Consider the following 20,127-nt stretch of genomic DNA (forward strand, 5'->3'; position numbering starts at 1 on the left):
ATGGTTACCACTAAATTACATTCAAGATTAGATAACGGGATTAATGATTATCCAGAAGTAAAAGACTTTGCTGGAGGTACATTAAAGTGTCTTTGTGAATCAAATAAAGTAGAAGTCAAGGTAGATTCACAAACAATGCACAACCATGCTTGTGGTTGTTCAAAGTGTTGGAAACCAGAAGGTGCAACTTTTTCTTTAGTAGCTGTAGTATCTCGTGATAAAGTTAACGTCGTTAGTAACGGTGATAAGTTAGGGATAGTTGATGAAACCGCTGCAATTCAAAGACATTTCTGTAAAGAATGTAACGCACATTTATTTGGTCGTATAGAAAACAAAGACCATGCATTTTACGGGTTAGATTTTGTTCATACAGAATTATCAGAGGATAAAGGATGGTCGGCACCACAATTTGCAGCATTTGTTTCGTCTGTAATCGAAACAGGTACACCGGCTTCAGAAATGGCTGATATCAGAAAAGAGTTAAATAATCTAGGATTACCTACCTATGATGTCCTATCACCTGAGTTAATGGATTTAATTGCTGCTAAAACTGCTGAACTGAATAGCGTATTGCAGAAATAAAAGTTATATTTTAATGTAGTAATTAAGAAATATTAGACTAGTTAAATGGACCTTCTTTTTCATAAACTAGCGGTTGTTGATTAATCGTAAAATCGTTAGTTTATAAAAAATATTGTCGTCAAGAGTCTTTTTAAAGTCTAGTTTCGCTTCAATCTCACACATTTTTAAAAATCTAGAGATTGAAAAGATATACAAAAGCACTTACTCTATTTCAGAGTAAGTGCTTTTGTATATTGATTATTTAGAGTGTGGGTCTAAGCCAACAAGTAACGTATTGTGGCTCAGGTTCGATAGAGTGTATGCAATCATTGCACTATTCGTCGTCTACATGTCTACATATTTATATGAAACCTCTCTTAATATCTGGAATAATAGGCTTTAAAAAGGAAATGTAAAAGAGTAATTTAATGCTAGATAGACAATTGAATACAGAAGCATTCGATAAAAGACGTTTCAACGAAATTTATGCTATGTTGCAAGGTCTTCAATAGAAGGAACAGATCTCAGCGAAAGAGGCGGCGAACATAGCAATTATAATAATTTTTAAAACTAGACAACAATTAGAAACAGAAAATGCGGTAAAAGTTATGCATGAGTGGGGAAGTGCCAGTGAAGTTTTTCCCTGAATGAACTTGTTTTCTGTTTAATTAGGACAGAACCTATTCATCAAATTACTTGGAACACTGGAATTATGAAACAGAAAATTTTATACTTATTTTTTTGAAAAAAGCATTGCTGTCTCTTAGCATTTCTTTTTTGATGCTATGAAGGTCAGAAAATCGTTTATGTCTGAGTTCGTTCTTAAGTTTACCTAACGAGTTGGACCTTCATTTGTACTTACCGACTATTCATTTAATCAATTTCACCTCATGTATAGTCAACCTTACATAATGTTTAGCATACAATACAATATGTAAAACAGCACTTACTTAATTTTAAAGGGGGTATGTAAGCATGACCTATCAAGAAAAGAAAAGCATTGTCTCGTTAATCAGCGCTATTTTCATTTTTATAACCTTCTGCTTGTATATGTATCCACAGTATCCAGAAGGGGGGCTAGACTCGCCAGAAACCTTTCGCTATTGGGGTTTCTTCATTCTCATCTTAACTGTGGTATCTATAGTAGCTCACATTGTAATTAGTATTGTTTTCAACATTTTGTTTAGAATTACAACAAGAGAAAAAGAACCAGCATTCGCAGACGAATTGGATAAATTGATTGACTTGAAAGCAAACCGAAACTCTTTCTTTGTGTTTATCATCGGTTTTGTTATTGCGATGGGCTCGTTAATTATCGAGCAGTGGTCACAGATGATGTTTATTATTCTAATTGCTTCAGGATTCATCTCAGATGTGGTTGGCTCTTTATCGAGGCTATATTACTATCGGAAAGGTGTCTAATATGAGCAAAAGTCTTGTCGGCAATCACATCCGAAAACTACGGTTTAACCATGATGAAATGACCCAGCAGCAATTAGCTGACAAGGCAGGTGTTACAAGACAAACTATTGTGGCTCTCGAAAAAGGAAACTACTCGCCATCACTAGAACTGGCCTTTCGTATTTCCTTAGCCTTTAACTTACCATTGGAAGAGATTTTCTATTACGGGGACATCAAAAAAATAAAAAAAAAATAATCGTTTATTATGAACTATAGAAAAGGGGGATAAAAAGTGGATTCAAATCAGAAAGCAGCAAAAATTGTGGGGGTACTGTTTTTATTAGCAGCACTTTCGGCGGTAATTGGTCTTTTATTGTACGATCCGATCCTAAATGGTTCCAATTACTTGATTGAAGGTTCTGCACATGCCAATCAGGTGACAATAGGAGCACTTTTGGAGTTAATTCTAGTCGTATCAGTGGTGGGAACGGCCACGACAATGTATCCGATTTTAAGAAAGTATAATGAAACTATAGCTCTTTGGCATGTTTACTTTAGATTTCTTGAAGCGGTTATAATTACTGTAGGTATAATTAGCGTATTGTCTCTATTGACCTTAAGCCAGAACTTTGTAGCAGATGGAGCCGTGAATCCTGCCACTTACCATGCTTCAGGAATATTATTAAAAGCGATACATGACTGGACATTTATGCTTGGACCACTATTCATGTTAGGCATCAACACAATTATGTATAGTTATATATTATATAAATCAAAGCTTGTACCCAGACCTTTATCAATCTTGGGTATGGCGGGAGCAGTGTTGGTATTCATTAATGCCTTGTTAGTACTGTTTGGTGTAGTTGAACAAATTTCTGCTTGGGGTATTTTGGCGCTTCCAATAGCAGCATTTGAAATGATATTAGCTATATGGCTCCTAGTTAAGGGGTTCAATGAATCTGCACTTTCTTCCTTGTCAACAGTAGCAAACGACAAGAGATTAGCTCAGGCAGATCGACTGCATTAATGCAAAAAGAGAGTATTGGATCATGACGTCGTCACAATCCAGTACTCTTTTATTTCAGCTATTCTATTGAAGATATGAAGGAATACGGACTAGTTCCAGACGCTTGCAAGTCCATCATGAATTCCCTTTGGATCTAAGTGGTACCAATGATGTGGAAAACTTAGTTCTAATAAGAAACGATCCCTATCAAAAGGTTATTACAAATAAGCAAAATTCATTAACAAAGGGTATGAAACCTGGGGACAGTAAAATTATTCCCGAAGGAGACATTTATCCTCCTAATGAAAAATAAATAATTTTAGAAGGTGAATATATGTGGAGAGAGCAAGTTAGTCAGATTTCCAAAGTAAGAGAGGAAGACCGAGATCGAAAACTCAATTTACCTACCAATGAAAATGAGTTATCAAGATTTCGTAAATCTGTAGTAGAAAAATTTGGTGAAGATGTACTGCCAAAGCAATACTATGAATATCTACAAACAGTTAATGGAATTGAATTTAATGGACTTAAAATTTATGGGATTGACCAATCTTTTTTGGATTCTAAGTCAATTAATCATGTGGATAGTTTTTTTGATGCAAATGAAACATGGGAGTCGATTAAAGACGAAGATGAACTGATTTTCTTTGGAGATTCAGATAAAGCTTGGTATTGTTATAATATTTCTAAAAAAATTTTTGTTGAACTAGATAAGCCTTCAGGTGAGCATATGGAAACTTTTTGTGATTTTGATACTATGCTTGAATCTGCTTTCTCAGCAGCACTTAGTTAAATGTACAATCCGCCGCCAATTTTTGGCGGATGGAGAGTGTCGTGTAGAACACAGAACCTAACCAACCGCCAACTGTTTTAAGGTATGAGATAATAGCAAATGATTCTGGATATTTATTATTGGAATTGGTAAAGAAAGAAATTGAAGATTATAAATCACTATTTCTGACCTTGATTGGCTTATGCCTGTCAAGGTTTTATTAGGAGCGGGCTACCCAGTGACGAATACCCTTCTTGTTGGGGCATCTATGCAAAGATAAACTTCATCAAAAATGGTTATACTTGAGCGACTTGCTAATCCTATTGTTACATCCCTCGGGAAATAATCCCGTTGATCTCCGTTCCGTGCGGATGCCGATGACACCACGCCATGCAAAATATGAGCGTGAGACTTTTAGACAATTGGCAAATCAATAAAAGTCTTATGCAATGCCTCTTTGCAATTATACATGAAGGCGAATGATAGGTATTTTCATCTCATTGGTATAATAGTGAAAATCCGATTTAGGAGGAATTTAAATGGTAATGCACCATAAACAACCCAATTTAGAAGCCAGAGTCAAGAACATCATTGAAGTTGATGGCTTAAAATTTAAAGATTTGAATAACAGCGGAAAGTTAGAGCCATATAAGGATTGGCGTTTGAGTCCGAGAGAACGTGCGGAGAATCTAGTTACATTGATGAATACGGACGAAAAGGTCGGTATGATGCTTATTAATACACGTAAGATGGGACTTTCTCAAAAAGATAAGGAAAAGACAAGTCCTGATGGTATTTTAGATGAAGAGATTGTAGAAAAAGGGGAAAATATATTCGCAGCATCAAAAGTCTATGGAACAACACATACGATTGAGAAAAGGAATTTAAGGCACTTCATATTAAGAGATAACTTTGGCCCGGCTGACATGGCGGAGTGGATAAATAAATTAAATGAAGTTGCTGAGGGAACACGTTTAGGTATCCCAGTCATCGTAACGTCTAATTCAAGGAATGAAAATGCGGAGCCTATTTTTGGTATGAATGATGCAGGCGGTATTTTTTCCACGTGGCCCGGAACTTTAGGACTTGCGTCGGCAGCACTAGGAGATATTAAAAACGGTGGGGATGCATCACTTATTAACGAATTTGCCAGGATTGCTCATGAAGAGTGGAATGCTACGGGTATAAGAAAAGGTTATATGTATATGGCGGATACCGTTACAGATCCGAGATGGCAACGGACGTATGGCATGTTCGGAGAAGATCCGAAATTTATTTCCGATGCGATTGGTCGCCTTATCGCTGGATTCCAAGGTGAGGAGTTAGGGAAAGAGAGTATTGCGATGACAACGAAGCATTTTCCAGGTGGTGGAGCAAGAGAAAATGGATTTGACCCCCATTACATGGAAGGGAAGTGGAATCTTTACCCGACCCCGGGAAGTTTAGAAAAGTATCACTTACCTCCATTTAGAGCTGCGGTTGAACATGGTACATCGTCTATTATGCCGTATTACTCTATACCAAGTATTAAGAAGAGTGTCGTACAAGAGTTCGAGTGTGAAGAGATTCCATTCGAAGAGGTGGGCTTCGCATTTAATCATTATTTCATCAATTATATTCTAAGGGAAAAACTTGGATTTAAAGGCTATATAAATAGTGACAGTGGCATTGTGAATAATATGAGTTGGGGCGTAGAAGGATTGAGTGTAGCTGAACGTTTTGCTAAAGCAGTCAATGCAGGAACAGATATAGTTGCTGATACTGGAGATATAGAAAATCTTAAATTAGCTGTTAGCAGAGGATGGATTAGTGAAAAACGTATTAATGAAGCAAATGTACGACTCCTTACAGAAATGTTTACGTTAGGTCTTTTCGATGATCGTACGTATAATTCACCGGAATTGGCTACAACTGTAGTTAGTAACCAAGCTAATTGGGATGCTGCTTATGAGGGACATAAAAAGTCTGTAACCGTACTAAAAAATCAAAATCAGACATTGCCATTAACAGCTGAAAAGCTTACTAGCAAAAAGGCTTATGTGGAAGTAATGCATAGGGAAACGGACCAAGCAAAAGCTTACACTGAAAAGGCGAGAAAAGAATGTCTTGAGCTGGGGCAATTTACGTTGACTGATAACTATGAAGAAGCAGACGTAGCGATTATGTTCTTACATCCGAAATCTGGATCGTATTTCAATGCAACACTAGGACTGTTAGAGCTTGATATTTGTGAGGATAAAGTAGTATCAGCGCTGGATGGTTCATTGTATCAAGAAACGACTTTAACTGGCTTGGATCATATAAAAGAGGTGGCAGACAACGTTCACAACCGTGATGGAAAAGTGGTTATTAGTGTTAATGTGACATTGCCATGGATACTTGGGAGTATTGAACCATTGGCAGATGCATTGATTGCTGGATATGATACCTTCTATAAAGCGCAGTTTGAAGTTATTGCAGGAAATAGTGATCCTGTAGGCGTTCTACCATTAACATTACCAGCAAGCGATCAAGTCATTGCGGTTTATCAGAATGGCGATTGTGTATCCAGAAATGATGTGCCAGGCTATGACAAGGACAAGTATATGCCTGAAGGACTCAATTATGCATATAAGGATAGCGATGGTAATATCTATAGACTTGGTCATGGATTAAGATATTAATCTATCTGCGGGGCACTTGCCAGTCTTCACGCAGTAGAGGTCGATCTCGACGGCCAGACAGGCTATGTTCTACCTGACGACTTGTAAACGGTTGAATCGTTGAACCATGGGCCGCGTTCCTGCCGCCCCTGGATCCGACGACTATGGGGTGGGCTGGGCCCAAGGTGACTCCGGAGAAGTTATCCATAATTGTGCAAACTTTTGGAGGCTTCTTTTTTCTTTTACTTTAAGGAGAAAGAAGAACCATCAATAATTTCAACGTCTTTCCTTGCTTTTACTTCATACATTAATTTGAAAAGCGCCTCATCTTTCTTCTTAGCCTCAATCATACAGTCAATTTGTGGAGTACTACCCTTTATTATATTAAGGTATTTAAAAAACATATCGATGTCTACATAATCTGAATGATGGCGAAAATCTTTTTCACTCTTTGGACTTGATATATGCATTTTTATTGGGAGAGGAGAATGCCTCCATGTCTGTACAACTCTATTCCAACTGTTTTCCCAATTTGCATCTTGATGATGGGCCAGATGATGATGATAATCGAAAACTAGAGGTATATCTAGTTTTTCACATAAGTAAAGTGTATCTTCTAACGTAAATGAAGTATCATCATTTTCAAGCATGATCATATTTTGAATTCTTTTCGGGACGTCCATCCAATTTTCAACAAAACGTTCAAGCGAAAGTTCGGAATCCTTATAATTACCTCCAACATGCATGACACAGCGATGAGTTGGGTCAATCCCCATCGCTTTCAATAATAAGTAATGTAGCTTTAAAGTACTTATTGAATTTTTCAAGATATGCTTCTCTTTAGAATTAATCAGAACAAAGTGATCTGGATGAAAATCAACTCTTATCTTATGTTTTTTTGTGAAATCTCCAATTTCACGAAGCGGTTCTTTTAATGGTTTTATATAATTCCATTCAAGAAGTTCCTCGTGGTTTGCTAAAGGAATAAGGCGAGAGGTAAGCCGGTAAAAATGAATATCAGATGCTGCATTATGTTTTAACAGTCTTAGTGTATTGTGCAAATTCGACAGTGCAATACGTTCTAATTTACGGATGGCAGCTTCTTTATCCTCGATTTTTTGGAATTGGGTGAAAGTCATTGTTTGCGACGGGGATGCATTTTTAAGTTCCGAACTCATTGCGACATAACCAAGACGTACAATCGTCAATTATTCCACCTCGTCTGTTTTGTATACTCTATTTTCCACGGTTACCATTCCACAGATGAACCTGTAATACGTTTGACTCCCCGAATTGCAGCTATTTCATCGACAAGTCTATGCATAGCAAGATTCTTTTGTTTTGCTTCTATCATTATGTCAAAGTCCTGATTAAGCTCCTTTGCCATCTTTAAGAAGGGGAGGACAAAGTCTAAAGAAACAAAATCAGCATGGGAACGATAGGCTTGATCAGATTTAGGTGAAGAAATGTGGACTTTGGGTACAATTGTAGTGTTATTCCAAGTCTTAAATATACGGTGTAAGTAAAGAGGGAGGTCGCACTCTCCGGTATTTGCCATAAAGTGATGATAATCAAGTACCATTGGAATGTTTTCCTTTTCACAAGTAATGAGTGTTTCCTGAATGTCATACGTTTTATCATCATTTTCTAGCGTCATAAGCTTTTTAATCTTTTTTGGCAATTTTTTGAGATTTTGATGGAAACGGTTTAATGAACGATCTTTATCCCCATAGGCTCCGCCAATATGAATATTAATTAATCCCGTATCGAGAGCATTCATTGCATTGAGCATTTTATAGTGATATTCCATGTCTTTTACTGCATTCGTTGTGACTTCTTCTCTTTCGCTTGTGAAAAGTGTAAATTGATTTGGGTGAAAGCTTACTCTGAGCTTAAAATGTTGAACTAAATTTCCGATTTCCTCCCATTCTTTTTTAAATGGTGTTAAGAAATCCCACATTACTTCCGGATGGGTTGCTAAAGGGACAAGTGAGCTTGAAAATCGGTATAATTCTATTTCATGCGCGATATTATAATGCAAAATTCTTTTCGTGTGCTGTAAATTTTGAGCGGTTACCGATTTCAGTTTTTCCATTCTCTCGTTTTTAGGAAGCGCTGAATACCGTGTAAAAGTTAAAGTTTTTGATGGGCTCGCATCCCATAAGCCAAGTGCATTTGCTACATATCCGAACCGGATTTTCATCTACTTTACCCCTTCATTCAATACTCTGAGGTTGAAATCTATACTAAAAGAAAAAAGTTGTATAAAGCATATTATCTGCATAAATTCATAATGCATACACAAGTTGAAAATGGAAACACGCCATATTTAAAGAAGGTGTTCCAGATTCGGGTAATTTTTTTTACTTAGCGAAGCGAGATAGGAGATAATATTCAAGAGTTTGTTCATGCATCCGGCGGAAGCAACTTTATGATTTTTATATAGGGTTGCTTATTATTATTTTATCACTTTACACAATTCTTTAAAATTCATTAAATATCCTTTATTAATACAATATTAAAGAGGATTGTAATTACTAAAAAAATGAAAAAAACGCACCCCAGTGACAATTAATAACCCCTTGGAGGACCAAGGGGTTAGTTTTATAATTAAATATTTCATATTAATTGTGATTCAAAAAACGCCATTATAAACTTGTTCTTCCGCTATAACCGTGTCTATGAGGATTAGCACCATTTATAGTGGTAAAACCGCTAAACTCATGATAATGACCGCCGTTAGGGAGGGGGAGAGCGGGACCGGTAACTCCACGAATCTCATGTCGATGTCGATCATCGACTGATGTAAAAGTAAAGTATCTGTGTGTGTGTGGTACACCACTTGGGGCTGGTTCAGTAGTTCCGGCATATCTGTGATTATGTCCTACATCAAAAGAAGTGACGCCTCTAAATTCGTGGACATGAGCAGGAACGGGTCTTCCATCCCATTGATTAATAAAAAGCTGATGGGAATGCATAGGGTCAGAATCGTCTGAGTGATACATGAACCCGGAAACTGGTATTTCCAATAGTATAACTCCTTTTTGCTTTTTCAATACTATATGTATTGGAGGGAAATAGGTTTCAAACTTATGTCGGTTAAGAGATTTGTTTGTAAAAATACGCCACACCTTTTGATTTATCATATCAGTGTGAAACTGCACCCAAGATATACAATCTTTAGGGGGAATTACCCTCATTTCAGTTGTTTTATTTACGGCATATACAAAAAAACATTCCATCTTCTATTAGTAGATACATCTTTGGAAAAACACCTAATTTATTTAGGTGTTTTTCTATGTACTACGCTATTCGGATAATTCATCTTCAACTAATAGGGTTTATTCCAAACGAATTAACGCTGAAGTTTAGCAATGTTTAGTCTAGGCGTATGTACGGACTGTCACTCCTTACATCGCATAACCTAAAATGAGATCAAAAGGAGGTAAAAATAATGACACGATTTGATTACGATCGACATGACAGAGACGATGATGACTACGAGTATGACGGTTATGGGAGACGCCGCAGAAGACGACGTCCACGATTTCAATACCCAATTTATCCAATCTACCCAATCTACCCAATCTACCCGCCATACCCACCATACCCACCTTACTATCGCTATCCATACTACAACCGTCCTTATGGCTATTAATAAAGATGCCTACTCTCTAAAAATATGATTTGGTAATTTCATTCTTAAACAATACTGTCTGAAAAAAAGGGATTGCTTCGGTAATCTCAAAATACATGATTTTATCCATCCTATACTATACAAATATTTGGGATGTGATCATGGTGTTTGGCTTTTTATATATTTGGAAAAACATATCTTACAGGGAGCCTGATTGCTCCCTTTTTTAATATATATTTCAATTCAATTAAATCTTAGAAAGAGATTTATCGGGTATTTAGTCGAATTTCGTAGTTTTGGATCATGGGACAATTTCAAAAACAGTACCTTTGTTAAAATCAGTCACATTCATAGAGCCGTAAACCCCTAAATATAGTCTAGTTTGATCCAGATTCGATCCTAAACTAACATAATAAGATGATTCAGATCCGAAATTATAATATGTTTGAATCACACTAAAATCATTTGGTTTACTATCTGTTCTTACCCTAGAATAAGCTAAAACCCCTCTACCTGGAGATTGGGATTCCTCATCCCGGGCAAGATCGGTAAACACAACGCTTCCCGTTAAATCGGGGATTCCGTTCCCCATATAGGCTTGCACACCTGTAAGTGCAGTTCCTCCAAACTTATCGGTTCGAGGGTCTTTATGAAAATAACTGGTTAAAGGCTGTAGACGACTCGATGAAGTTTTTACTGCTTCATTGTAATAAACGGTTGTTTTCTCATCCAAAGTCGGATTTGCAGCGCAGCCCCTTATAATCGAAGTAGGAAAAGCACCTTCCCACCCTCGCCAGCCAAAGTTAATAAATCCTTCTTGGTCAGGTTCAGATTTCATTAATGAAGTTTGGATAAGCTGCGTAACTGGTATTGGTTTATAGTGAATGAATGAAAAAATCGACTCTACCAAATCCTGTCCGACATTTCCCACATATTTGATATACTGATTATAAAACCTTTGAAATGAAATGCCTGGTATATTTCGAATGCCTTTGGCAATTACTGTAAGTGTTTCCTGAATAGGGACGGGAAGTTCATTAAAGCGTGTGACTACGGGTGGATTATAGATAAATGTATTCTTAACTACATCAATTTCAATTATTTTCCCAGCTATCTCCATATCGTTCTGACTTAAATTAAATGGATCATAGCCTGATCCACCATCTCCAGTTGTTAAAACAAGTTTTCCTGATTCAGGTGAGAAGTTTAAGCTATTGACACCATTATGATTTAAAAATGGTCTTCTTAAGTTTAGTAATGTTCGTCGTTTTTGAGGTTGACCATTCGATTGTAAAATCCATTCTTCAACCGCGTCAATATGATCATATCGAGTTTCTCTATTTATCCACCTTAGGTTTAAAGTTTCTGGATCACACGGGTTAGGCTCAAAAGAATCAGGAAGCGCGCCAGGTCCTTGTGTTTCAGCTACTGAATAATGAAGATAAAACAGACCATTATAATAAAAATCAGGATGAAAGGCTAGACCCAGCAATCCCCGTTCATCATATCCACTACCAGAAGCACCTAGTTTTATGATTCGAGAGCGAATATCTAAAAAAGTTCTAATAACTCCGTTGCCTATGTAAAAGATCTCTCCAACCTGGGTTGCAATAAATAAACTTTCAATTGATTCACCTGGAAGTATAGTTGTTTTCAAAACGGTGGGTAAATTGATATTATTTACAATGGGTCGTAAACGAACCTTAACTTTTATCAACTAAACATACACTCCTTCAAGTTGTTATCTTTTATAAGAATATGATTTGAACTGTTATGTTAGTACCAAATTAGGGCCGGGGAATCTGACAAGGCATAGCAATAATTTCCGAACCAACGTCGGAGGAATCCAGGGTAGGGAACTTAGGGGATGACTCATACATTTTCTTGAAATGTAAACAACATACGATATCGACAATTATTGCTGCAATAACACCTGTTCCAGAAAATATGAAAAGGTCGGGCATATGCTTACAATTGAATAGTTTAAAGTTAGAAGCATTTCATTGTAATGGAAATGTTTTTTTATTTTTATAAAATAAAAATCGTAACAACAATAAAGTAGTGGGATTGAATAAAAGTTTATTGTTAAACGATATATTATATGCTAATATAAAAGTAACAATAAATATGTGAGGTGCTTTTTATGAAACGAGGATCAACACTTTTTTTGAAGTTAGCTGTTATTCTTATGGGAATTCCTGTTCTTGCTTTATGTCTGTTTTTGTTGCCCCAAATAGCGAGTGAGGCAAATGAAGCAGCAGAAAGAGGTTCGGATTTAGCTTTTGTAGTATATGGTCTTTTAATGATTATGTATGTCTCGGCAATCCCATTTTACTTCGCTTTGTTTCAATCTTTTAATCTTTTAAGCTACATTGACAAGAACCAAGCTTTCTCGAAATTATCTGTAAGAGCTCTAAAGAAAATCAAAAACTGTGCCATCATAATCAGTTGCTTGTACTTGGTAGCTCTGCCTTTCGTTTATATCATGGCGGAGGTGGACGACGCACCAGGTCTAATAATAGTCGGAATGATCCCTATTTTTGCTTCCATGGTGGTTGCCTTCTTTGCTGCAGTTCTTCAAAGGCTTTTAAAAGAAGCCATAGATATAAAAGAGGAAAATGATTTAATAGTCTGAGTTGAGGTGAATAATATGGCAATTATAATCAATATTGACGTGATGCTCGCTAAAAGAAAAATGAGTGTGACGGAACTTTCGGAGAGGGTCGGAATCACGATGGCAAATATTTCGATTTTGAAAAATGGCAAGGCTAAAGCAATTCGATTGTCCACTTTAGAGGCGATTTGTAAAGCTCTTGAATGTCAGCCTGGCGATCTATTAGAATACAGAAGTAACGAGGACTCTTAAGGATAATCATTAATTAAATAGGTGTTACACCACCTATTTAAATAGATAAAAGGTGAGGATCATGATCAGAGAAATACAGATTTATATCCTTTTAACTGATACAGGGACGACTTTAAATAGGCTGATTAAGTCCTATACTAAAAAAACGTATAATCATGCTTCAATTGCCTTTGATGCGGAATTAATTGAGGTATATAGTTTTGGAAGAAAAACAGCGAAAAACCCTTTTATAGGAGGGTTTGTTAAAGAAGATATTCATTCCGTCATATTCAAACAAGCCTATTGTGCAATCTATTCTTTAACCGTAACAAGTGATGAATTTCAAAGGATGTCTCAATATATCCAAGAAATTGCAGCCAAAAAGGAACACTACCGTTATAATTTTATTGGATTATTTGGTGTGATGTTTAAAAAGCCGATAATAAGAAAAAATGCTTTCTTCTGTTCTCAGTTTGTGGCTACTGTCCTAAAGGAAAGTAAGGCCATTGACTTTGAAAAAGATCTTTCTCTGATTGAACCAAGTGAATTGCCTCATTCGGCAAATTTCCAATTGATTTTTGAAGGTAAATTGAAAGGTTATCAAAACGTAGTGATAAGGGAAGGTATCCATGTGCGTTATCCAGTAGTTCCAATTGAAATGTGATTCTGTATCTTTAGACTCAACTTCAATAATGACGCTACCTGATTTGTATTCGACATAAAAATAGACATTCTAACAACTTTCGAGGAAATTAATTCATTATAAATTACGTGGCGAAGTTGTGGGTGGTATGATGTAACCTCGTCATAGATAATGGAAAAAGCGTCACTCCAATCATTTGGAGGACGCTTTTTTTGTGTACTATAGCGTGCAAGTTCCGAAGAAATAAGGGGTAGCTTAACGCAAGGATGTCCGCGTCTACATAGAATCTGAAGGAAGCGAGCTGCAAATTTTGGGTTTGAGGAACGCCAACGTCGATTCCAGTATTTTTAAAAATATCAAAAGAGCTTTAGCAAAACGAAGATCATTTACTTCGTAGCAACTTGGGAGGAGAATTTTTCCGGTTTTATATCTTCTTCTCATTTTTGGAAAATTAGGCTTTCTTTATTTAATGGTAGAGTGTTAGTGAGAGATTTATAAATATCCTATACCAAATAAAACCCTTGAAAACTCCTAACAGAGTTCCCAAGGGCCAAAATTTTTATCGATATTAAATTCTCAAGATCAACCGTAAATCATATGGTTCAGGAGAGGATTCATATGACTTCCCTCTAAATAATGTATTTGCTATTTTACTTATTTAGTGAACTAAATAATGAATTGTAAGCTGTAACAACTTGTTGGTAATAACCGACTAAGTTCTCCCAAACCGTTTTTTGAACTGCTTCTTTAACAGGTTCTTCTGGAGCATCGTCGCCAACAGCGAGTTCTTCTGCTACATCTTCAGCAGGCGCATCCGTAGCGTCATCGCTATCAGAAGGAACTTCTACTACATCTTCAGTAGGCGCATCCGTAGTGTCGTCGCTATCAGAAGGAACTTCTACTACATCTTCAGTAGCTGCATCCGTAGCGTCATCGCTATCAGCGGGAACTTCTACTACATCTTCAGTAGGTACATCCGCCGTGTCGTTGCCAACGGCAGGAACTTCAGTTAGATCCTCAGCAGGCATGTCCGCTACAGTACCTTCTTCATCTGGTAAGATCATACCAAGATGATCTTGGATCAGAAAATCGTAGTAATCAATTAAACTTCCATAATTTTGTATGACAGATCTATATTCATTTACTTGCTCTTCTGTTACAATAGTGCTATCGATAGATTGGTCAGTTGACGTAGTATCTTCATTGATATTATCGTCAGCTGGCTTTTCTGTTTCATCAGTTTCATTCGCAGACTCATCTTCACCAGCAGGCTCCTCTGCAGGTTCTTCGTCAACCACAGTTTCCTCCGCAGCACCGTCTTCAATTACAGGTTCCTCCGTAGCATCGTCTTCAACCACAGGTANGGCTTTTCTGTTTCATCAGTTTCATTCGCAGACTCATCTTCACCAGCAGGCTCCTCTGCAGGTTCTTCGTCAACCACAGTTTCCTCCGCAGCACCGTCTTCAATTACAGGTTCCTCCGTAGCATCGTCTTCAACCACAGGTACCTCCGTAGTTTCGTCTTGAACTACAGGTTCCTCCGTAGCATCGTCTTCAACCACAGGTACGTCGGTAGTTTCGTCTTCAATTACAGGTTCCTCCGTAGCATCGTCTTCAACCACAGGTAAATCCGTAGTTTCGTCTTCAATTACAGGTGTATCTGTTGCACCGTCTTCATCAACAGGTACATCGGTAGTTTCGTCTTCAATTACAGGTGTATCTGTTACACCGTCTTCATCCACAGGTACATCGGTAGTTTCGTCTTCAATTACAGGTTCCTCCGTAGCATCGTCTTCATCCACAGGTACATCGGTAGTTTCGTCTTCAATTACAGGTGTATCTGTAGCATCGTCTTCATCCCCAGGTACATCAGTAGTTTCGTCTTCAATTACAGGTGCATCTGTTGCATCGTCTTCATCCCCAGGTACATCGGTAGTTTCGTCTTCAATTACAGGCTCATTCGTTGCTTCATCTTCATCAACAGGTACATCCGTTACTTCGTCATCATCCAAAGCATCATCCGAATCATCTTCATTCGGTGCCTTTTCCTGCAAATTTTTATTTGCAATGGTACGCATTATTTTTCCTTTTTCAGGTGATCCTGGAATGCTTGTTGCAAAAGATGAAACCTCTGCACCGTGATTTTTAAACTCTTTTTCCTCACCATTTTCAGCTGCAAAAGCTGAGCCACCTGCTCCGAAAATAGCAGCTGTTATCATTGAGGTTGACATTACAAACGGCAAAATCTTCTTGTTCGTGCTCTTCTCTTTTTGATTAGTTTCTTTAACCAAGACTCATCAAACTCCCTTTTTTTGAATTTTTTTAATCTCGACTACTAAATAAGAAATTGAAATAACACGCATTCTATTAAGCCGTTATGTACATCTACCTCCTTAACATGCAGAGCCTAAAACCAGGGTCAGTTTTTTACATATTCGTTATGTAGCTTTTCAATCGAATAATAAAGCAGTGCCCCATCTGCTTGTTACCTACAATAACAAATGAAAATAACAAGAGTGTAACGGTCGAGTAACAAGTTTCCATGGAAATATTAACCTTTGTCACAATTAAAAAACACACCAAGAGTCCCGACTTTTAATTGGGAAATGACTAAAAGGAGGGCCTATTCTAGTAGATTCGCCGTGTTAATACAGTTTATTCCTTTTGGGAAATGCAATATCAAAGTGCTGTCCAAACGTATCACGTTACTTTTTGGACATCTATCTTGAACGGTCTAAACGATCTAACGTTATTCAATTTTAAATATTACATTCGTAAATATTGAGAAGTTTTCTACCTATAAAAAAAATGAATGAACGACTCTACGACAAGTTCAGTTCTACAAAACGATGCATCTGATGCGGCAATGTCTCCGTCGGCATAATGTAATAGGAACTCCAGACCCTTGAATTATCAAAGGTTAGAGCCATGCATCATCAATAGGTAGTCATTGAATTAATCATAGGTGCTAAAAATCACTCTGAATATTAATGCCTCACAACAATTCATTGAATTGTTGTGAGGCATTTTTCGAATACATCAGTTAGTTGTCCGTATACTTCATCCAAAAGTTTTTTAATGAGTGTCATAAGTGAGAACCGATTCATAAATGAAAATTAATTATCATTCCGATTGGTCGATAGAAGGCATTAAATGGTGAAGGTGCAGCCCAAATCGTGTATGACACGGAATGTCGAGACGCCAAGGTGGATAAGATGAACCATTGAGTCCGGTCCATCAAGGTCGTCGACAAGTGATTATTAATGGAAAACAAGGCGGCAATTCAACTTGTACATCTTCGGGCACTTACACTCTTATAGAAGCTCATTTATTCTTTCATTCAAAACAACTGCATTTGAAACTATTGAGAAGCCATTTTTGTATTTTATTCTTGTGGAATTTAATGGTCTCAATACTATAACTCTTTCCTAAGACTCCCTATGCTGTTTTTTCCATTTATGAGAAAAGTAAAAGAATATTTAAATATTTAGGGGATTTGACTATTCTAATTCCAAATAGAATGATAATATTCAGAATAGGCACATTTATTTATTATATTAATTTGCTGAATTAAAACATTTTTAAAGAGGAGGAAATGAGATGTTGAATATTACAGAGAAAAGCAAATTTTCCGGATATCCACAGCAGCCCCATGGAGGAAGTTTGGTAGACAAAGTGGTAACTGGTATAGCGTTAGAAGAGGATTTGGTTAAAGCAAAGCAGCTACCAACTATTATGGTGGATATGGAAGCAGTCATTACGCTTGAAATGATTGCGACGGGCGTCTTGTCTCCTAATGAGGGTTTTATGAAAGAAATTGACTATAATTCCGTTCTTACGAAAGGGCGGTTAGATAATGGGTTAATTTGGCCGGCACCTTTGAGTTTTGCTCCAACTGGTAATCGTAACAAAGAAGTGGTCCAGTCACTTTCGATTGGGGATGAAGTAACACTTGCTGATGAAAACAAAGAGCCTGTTGCTATTCTCATAATAGAGGATATTTTTGAGTACGATAAAGAATATCGTGCTTCTCATCTCTTTGGCACGACAGACCGTGATCACCCAGGTGTGGATGCGATTTATAGGCGGATGGGTGACGTCGCGTTAGGGGGACCCATCAGATTATTGCGACGTGCTGATTGGGGACCATTTGAGAAACTTCGTTTGGAGCCAAAAGATACATGGCATGATTTTTATGAAGTAAAGAAATTTCGTTCGGCAGCAGGATTTATCACGGGTGCCAACCCTTTACACAGAGGCCATGAATATATTCATAAGAACGCCTTAGAAGAAATAGATGGCTTGCTTCTTCAACCGTTAGTTGAAATGGCTAAACGAGAGTATACACGCCATGAGTTTCGTATGCTGTCTTATCGAAGTGTACTAGATACGTATTATCCAAAAGGTCGATCAATTCTAGCTCCCCTTAGAGTGACTTACATTTTTGCAGGACCACGGGAAACTGTGTTACATGCTTTAATTATGAAGAATTATGGTTGTACTCATGCACTAATTGGTCGGGATCATGCGGGAATAGGTGATTATTACGACAAGTATGCCAGCCATAGTATATTTGATGAGTTTGATCCAGCAGAGCTAGGAATAGATATTCGGCTTTATCATGAAGTCTTTTACTGTACACGTTGTGATAGTCCTGCCACTGGCCAGTCTTGTCCACACGACGAACGCTATCGGATAAACATCTCGGGCACAGGTATTAGAGAAATGCTCCGTCATGGAATTATGCCGCCAAAAGAAATTGTAAGACCTGAATCTGCGCGAATTGCCTTGCAGGGAATTCAGCCTAAAGGACTTGATGATAGTGAAAATGCCATATCACCCGTAGGAAAAACAATTAAAAGCATGTTCCCTTTCTATTTAGATAGAACAAGGCTTGGTGGACGTAAACGCGTTGCCCCTTTAACAGAAGGAGAATTGACCAATCTGGATTTAGAAGAGGTTAACCTGGATGTCCGTGCCAATGCGGATCGAATTTATCGAGAAGTTTACGAAGAGTATAGTAGTGTTGGCGACACGAATCGTAGTTTACAATCAGAATGGGTAGCAGATGCTCGTGATGCATTACACTTACAACAGCAAATGGTAATTCAGGATCTGGAAGAGAAAGTTGAACAAGCTCCAATTGCTGCTTCCGATGAATTCATGTACCAAGACAAGGAAGAGTCTAAACTAGAACTTGAAGTAGCTAAAAAGATTCTTGCAGACCTACCAAAGGTACTTCGTTCAGATAATCTAAAGTATCGTAATTGGAACCACTTACCCTATAATCGTTATCGTGGTAGCGATGATCCAAATGAATAATAGTTAAAGGATTTGTAATACATCCGCCAATTGGGTTTCCAATTGGCGGATGTTTATGTTTGACCTTTAATTGGCCGTATTGTGAATCAAGGCATGTTTACTCTACGGAAATCATAAAGTCTATAGAATTGTTAGAAATTGTCAATTGAGAGGTCAGGGATTAATAGTTGGATGGAAGTGAAATAGTTACTATTCACAATGGGCATTATTCAACCAAACACGTAGAGCTTTGATTTTGAATCTCCAGTTAATAGAGAAGAACTAGCTGTTTGGTATATACGCGTCCTCGGACTTGAAATTATCCTTAGGGATTTTACAATAATCGTAAAATAATCCTGATTTTACGCAGAAAAAACAGACTGAATTCTATCCAGAACCAACTATACAGAAGTGAAAAACCAAAAATAATTAGGAGAATGGGCATATCAATTGAGGAAGTGACCGCCGGACCGAAAACAGGAAAGCCCAACCCGTATAATGGGATGCAAATACCTATAAATAATAGAGAACCATTTACTATTAAGATTGCCAAACGATGATGAAAAGTGAGAACCGTCCATCCAAGCCCCAACCCAAGTAGCCCTGTTGTGAAAGGGAAAATTACTAACTCACTTGGCTGAAGCAATAATAATGAAAAAACTGTTAGTGCATACGCTAGTAATCCTGAACGTAATGATATCAATGTAGCTAGAAAAATAGGGAGAGATGCGAAGGGGCTAAAGAAATAACCGATACCCGGTAAAAATCCCCCTGCCGACTGTAATACTGTTGCAAGTGCCGCCAACAATGCAGTCATAATCATTTTCTTTAGAGGCGACCATTTCATAACGATTCCATTAACGCCCTTTACGAAGGATGGTATAGGTTTAATGAAATACACAATCTCTCTCCTTTGTTCTTAGTCCTTTCCCAATAGTATATACAGGAGGGACACCTGTTGATGAACTAAAATAACTAGTAAGCAATTTAATCACACACAGAGCGCTGAGTGTATAGTATGTTTAAAAACATTTGAATTGAACGATCTCCCTATAGTATCCTTTAGTATACTATGATATTAAAGAGTGTGTACCTCTCTTTTTGGAGGTGTGTGGTTTATAGTAAATGATTCAAGAGCGTTCGGCAGTATTCGTGCTCAAATTCAATTAAGAGAAATTCTATCTAACCCTGCATTAGCACCAGTTCTTTCGCCAGGAAACGAAGTTTACGTAGAATCAAAAACAGACACTCTTTAATAAAGAGTGTCTGTTTTTATAGTGCGCCCAGCATGGGCGTAGTCTATAGGGTGCAAGTCCCGAA

Annotated in this window: 17 protein-coding genes and 1 pseudogene; 11 read left to right on the forward strand and 7 right to left on the reverse strand. The window is 37.4% G+C overall.

The features are described 5' to 3' along the window. From gfa to AC25Y6_RS17545, 5 genes are all read left to right on the forward strand, one after another. Entirely contained in the window at window positions 1–582 is a 582-nt protein-coding gene (gene gfa, locus AC25Y6_RS17525) for an S-(hydroxymethyl)glutathione synthase (protein WP_488143924.1), read from the forward strand. 954 nt (window positions 583–1,536) lie between these two features. Beyond that, window positions 1,537–1,983 (forward strand): hypothetical protein, encoded by a 447-nt coding sequence (locus tag AC25Y6_RS17530; protein WP_488143925.1) that lies wholly within the window; start codon window positions 1,537–1,539, stop codon window positions 1,981–1,983. Window position 1,984: 1 nt separating this feature from the next. Beyond that, on the forward strand, window positions 1,985–2,218 hold the full coding sequence (locus tag AC25Y6_RS17535; protein ID WP_488143926.1) for a helix-turn-helix transcriptional regulator: 234 nt from the start codon (window positions 1,985–1,987) through the stop codon (window positions 2,216–2,218). Between the two features lie 36 nt (window positions 2,219–2,254). Continuing rightward, window positions 2,255–2,989, forward strand: a complete 735-nt coding sequence (locus tag AC25Y6_RS17540; RefSeq protein ID WP_488143927.1) for a DUF4386 domain-containing protein — start codon at window positions 2,255–2,257, stop codon at window positions 2,987–2,989. A 313-nt stretch (window positions 2,990–3,302) separates the two neighbouring features. Continuing rightward, window positions 3,303–3,761, forward strand: a complete 459-nt coding sequence (locus tag AC25Y6_RS17545) for a YrhA family protein (protein WP_488143928.1) — start codon at window positions 3,303–3,305, stop codon at window positions 3,759–3,761. 222 nt (window positions 3,762–3,983) lie between these two features. On the opposite strand, the pseudogene AC25Y6_RS17550 reads toward AC25Y6_RS17545, so the two are convergent. Continuing rightward, window positions 3,984–4,073, reverse strand: a pseudogene (locus tag AC25Y6_RS17550) (ABC transporter ATP-binding protein); the annotation flags it as partial. A 206-nt stretch (window positions 4,074–4,279) separates the two neighbouring features. On the opposite strand from AC25Y6_RS17550, the gene AC25Y6_RS17555 reads away from it, so the two are divergent. Beyond that, window positions 4,280–6,403 carry a glycoside hydrolase family 3 protein gene (locus tag AC25Y6_RS17555; protein WP_488143929.1) on the forward strand — a complete coding sequence of 708 codons (2,124 nt, stop codon included), beginning with the start codon at window positions 4,280–4,282 and terminating at the stop codon, window positions 6,401–6,403. 221 nt (window positions 6,404–6,624) lie between these two features. On the opposite strand, the gene uvsE (AC25Y6_RS17560) is transcribed toward AC25Y6_RS17555, so the two are convergent. From uvsE (AC25Y6_RS17560) to AC25Y6_RS17570, 3 genes are all read right to left on the reverse strand, one after another. Then, the gene (uvsE, locus tag AC25Y6_RS17560; RefSeq protein ID WP_488143930.1) at window positions 6,625–7,590 is read right to left on the reverse strand and encodes a UV DNA damage repair endonuclease UvsE; all 966 of its coding nucleotides are present in this window, start codon (window positions 7,588–7,590) and stop codon (window positions 6,625–6,627) included. Window positions 7,591–7,631: 41 nt separating this feature from the next. Continuing rightward, a complete protein-coding gene (gene uvsE / locus AC25Y6_RS17565; protein ID WP_488143931.1) occupies window positions 7,632–8,585 on the reverse strand; it encodes a UV DNA damage repair endonuclease UvsE in 954 nt (317 codons plus the stop codon). 445 nt (window positions 8,586–9,030) lie between these two features. Further along, window positions 9,031–9,411: a YmaF family protein gene (locus AC25Y6_RS17570; protein WP_488143932.1), complete on the reverse strand. Its 381-nt coding sequence runs from the start codon at window positions 9,409–9,411 to the stop codon at window positions 9,031–9,033. A gap of 425 nt (window positions 9,412–9,836) precedes the next feature. On the opposite strand from AC25Y6_RS17570, the gene AC25Y6_RS17575 reads away from it, so the two are divergent. After that, window positions 9,837–10,040 (forward strand): hypothetical protein, encoded by a 204-nt coding sequence (locus AC25Y6_RS17575; protein ID WP_482103162.1) that lies wholly within the window; start codon window positions 9,837–9,839, stop codon window positions 10,038–10,040. Window positions 10,041–10,320: 280 nt separating this feature from the next. Here AC25Y6_RS17575 and AC25Y6_RS17580 read toward each other — a convergent pair whose 3' ends face one another. Then, entirely contained in the window at window positions 10,321–11,736 is a 1,416-nt protein-coding gene (locus AC25Y6_RS17580; protein WP_488143933.1) for a PQQ-dependent sugar dehydrogenase, read from the reverse strand. Window positions 11,737–12,162: 426 nt separating this feature from the next. On the opposite strand from AC25Y6_RS17580, the gene AC25Y6_RS17585 reads away from it, so the two are divergent. From AC25Y6_RS17585 to AC25Y6_RS17595, 3 genes are all read left to right on the forward strand, one after another. Then, window positions 12,163–12,654: a DUF2975 domain-containing protein gene (locus AC25Y6_RS17585; protein WP_488143934.1), complete on the forward strand. Its 492-nt coding sequence runs from the start codon at window positions 12,163–12,165 to the stop codon at window positions 12,652–12,654. A gap of 15 nt (window positions 12,655–12,669) precedes the next feature. Beyond that, entirely contained in the window at window positions 12,670–12,885 is a 216-nt protein-coding gene (locus AC25Y6_RS17590; RefSeq protein ID WP_482105796.1) for a helix-turn-helix domain-containing protein, read from the forward strand. Between the two features lie 61 nt (window positions 12,886–12,946). After that, window positions 12,947–13,528 carry a hypothetical protein gene (locus AC25Y6_RS17595; protein WP_488143935.1) on the forward strand — a complete coding sequence of 194 codons (582 nt, stop codon included), beginning with the start codon at window positions 12,947–12,949 and terminating at the stop codon, window positions 13,526–13,528. A gap of 629 nt (window positions 13,529–14,157) precedes the next feature. Here AC25Y6_RS17595 and AC25Y6_RS17600 read toward each other — a convergent pair. Next, complete coding sequence (locus AC25Y6_RS17600; protein WP_488143936.1) at window positions 14,158–14,865, reverse strand: hypothetical protein; 708 nt, start codon at window positions 14,863–14,865, stop codon at window positions 14,158–14,160. A 2,241-nt stretch (window positions 14,866–17,106) separates the two neighbouring features. Here AC25Y6_RS17600 and AC25Y6_RS17605 point away from each other — a divergent pair. Next, window positions 17,107–18,828 (forward strand): sulfate adenylyltransferase, encoded by a 1,722-nt coding sequence (locus AC25Y6_RS17605; RefSeq protein ID WP_482103156.1) that lies wholly within the window; start codon window positions 17,107–17,109, stop codon window positions 18,826–18,828. A 313-nt stretch (window positions 18,829–19,141) separates the two neighbouring features. Here the strand turns inward: AC25Y6_RS17605 and AC25Y6_RS17610 are convergent, their stop codons facing one another. After that, complete coding sequence (locus tag AC25Y6_RS17610) at window positions 19,142–19,708, reverse strand: hypothetical protein (RefSeq protein WP_488143937.1); 567 nt, start codon at window positions 19,706–19,708, stop codon at window positions 19,142–19,144. Window positions 19,709–20,127: the final 419 nt, after the last annotated feature.

It is taken from the genome of Sporosarcina sp. Y1004 (genome assembly GCF_057669665.1).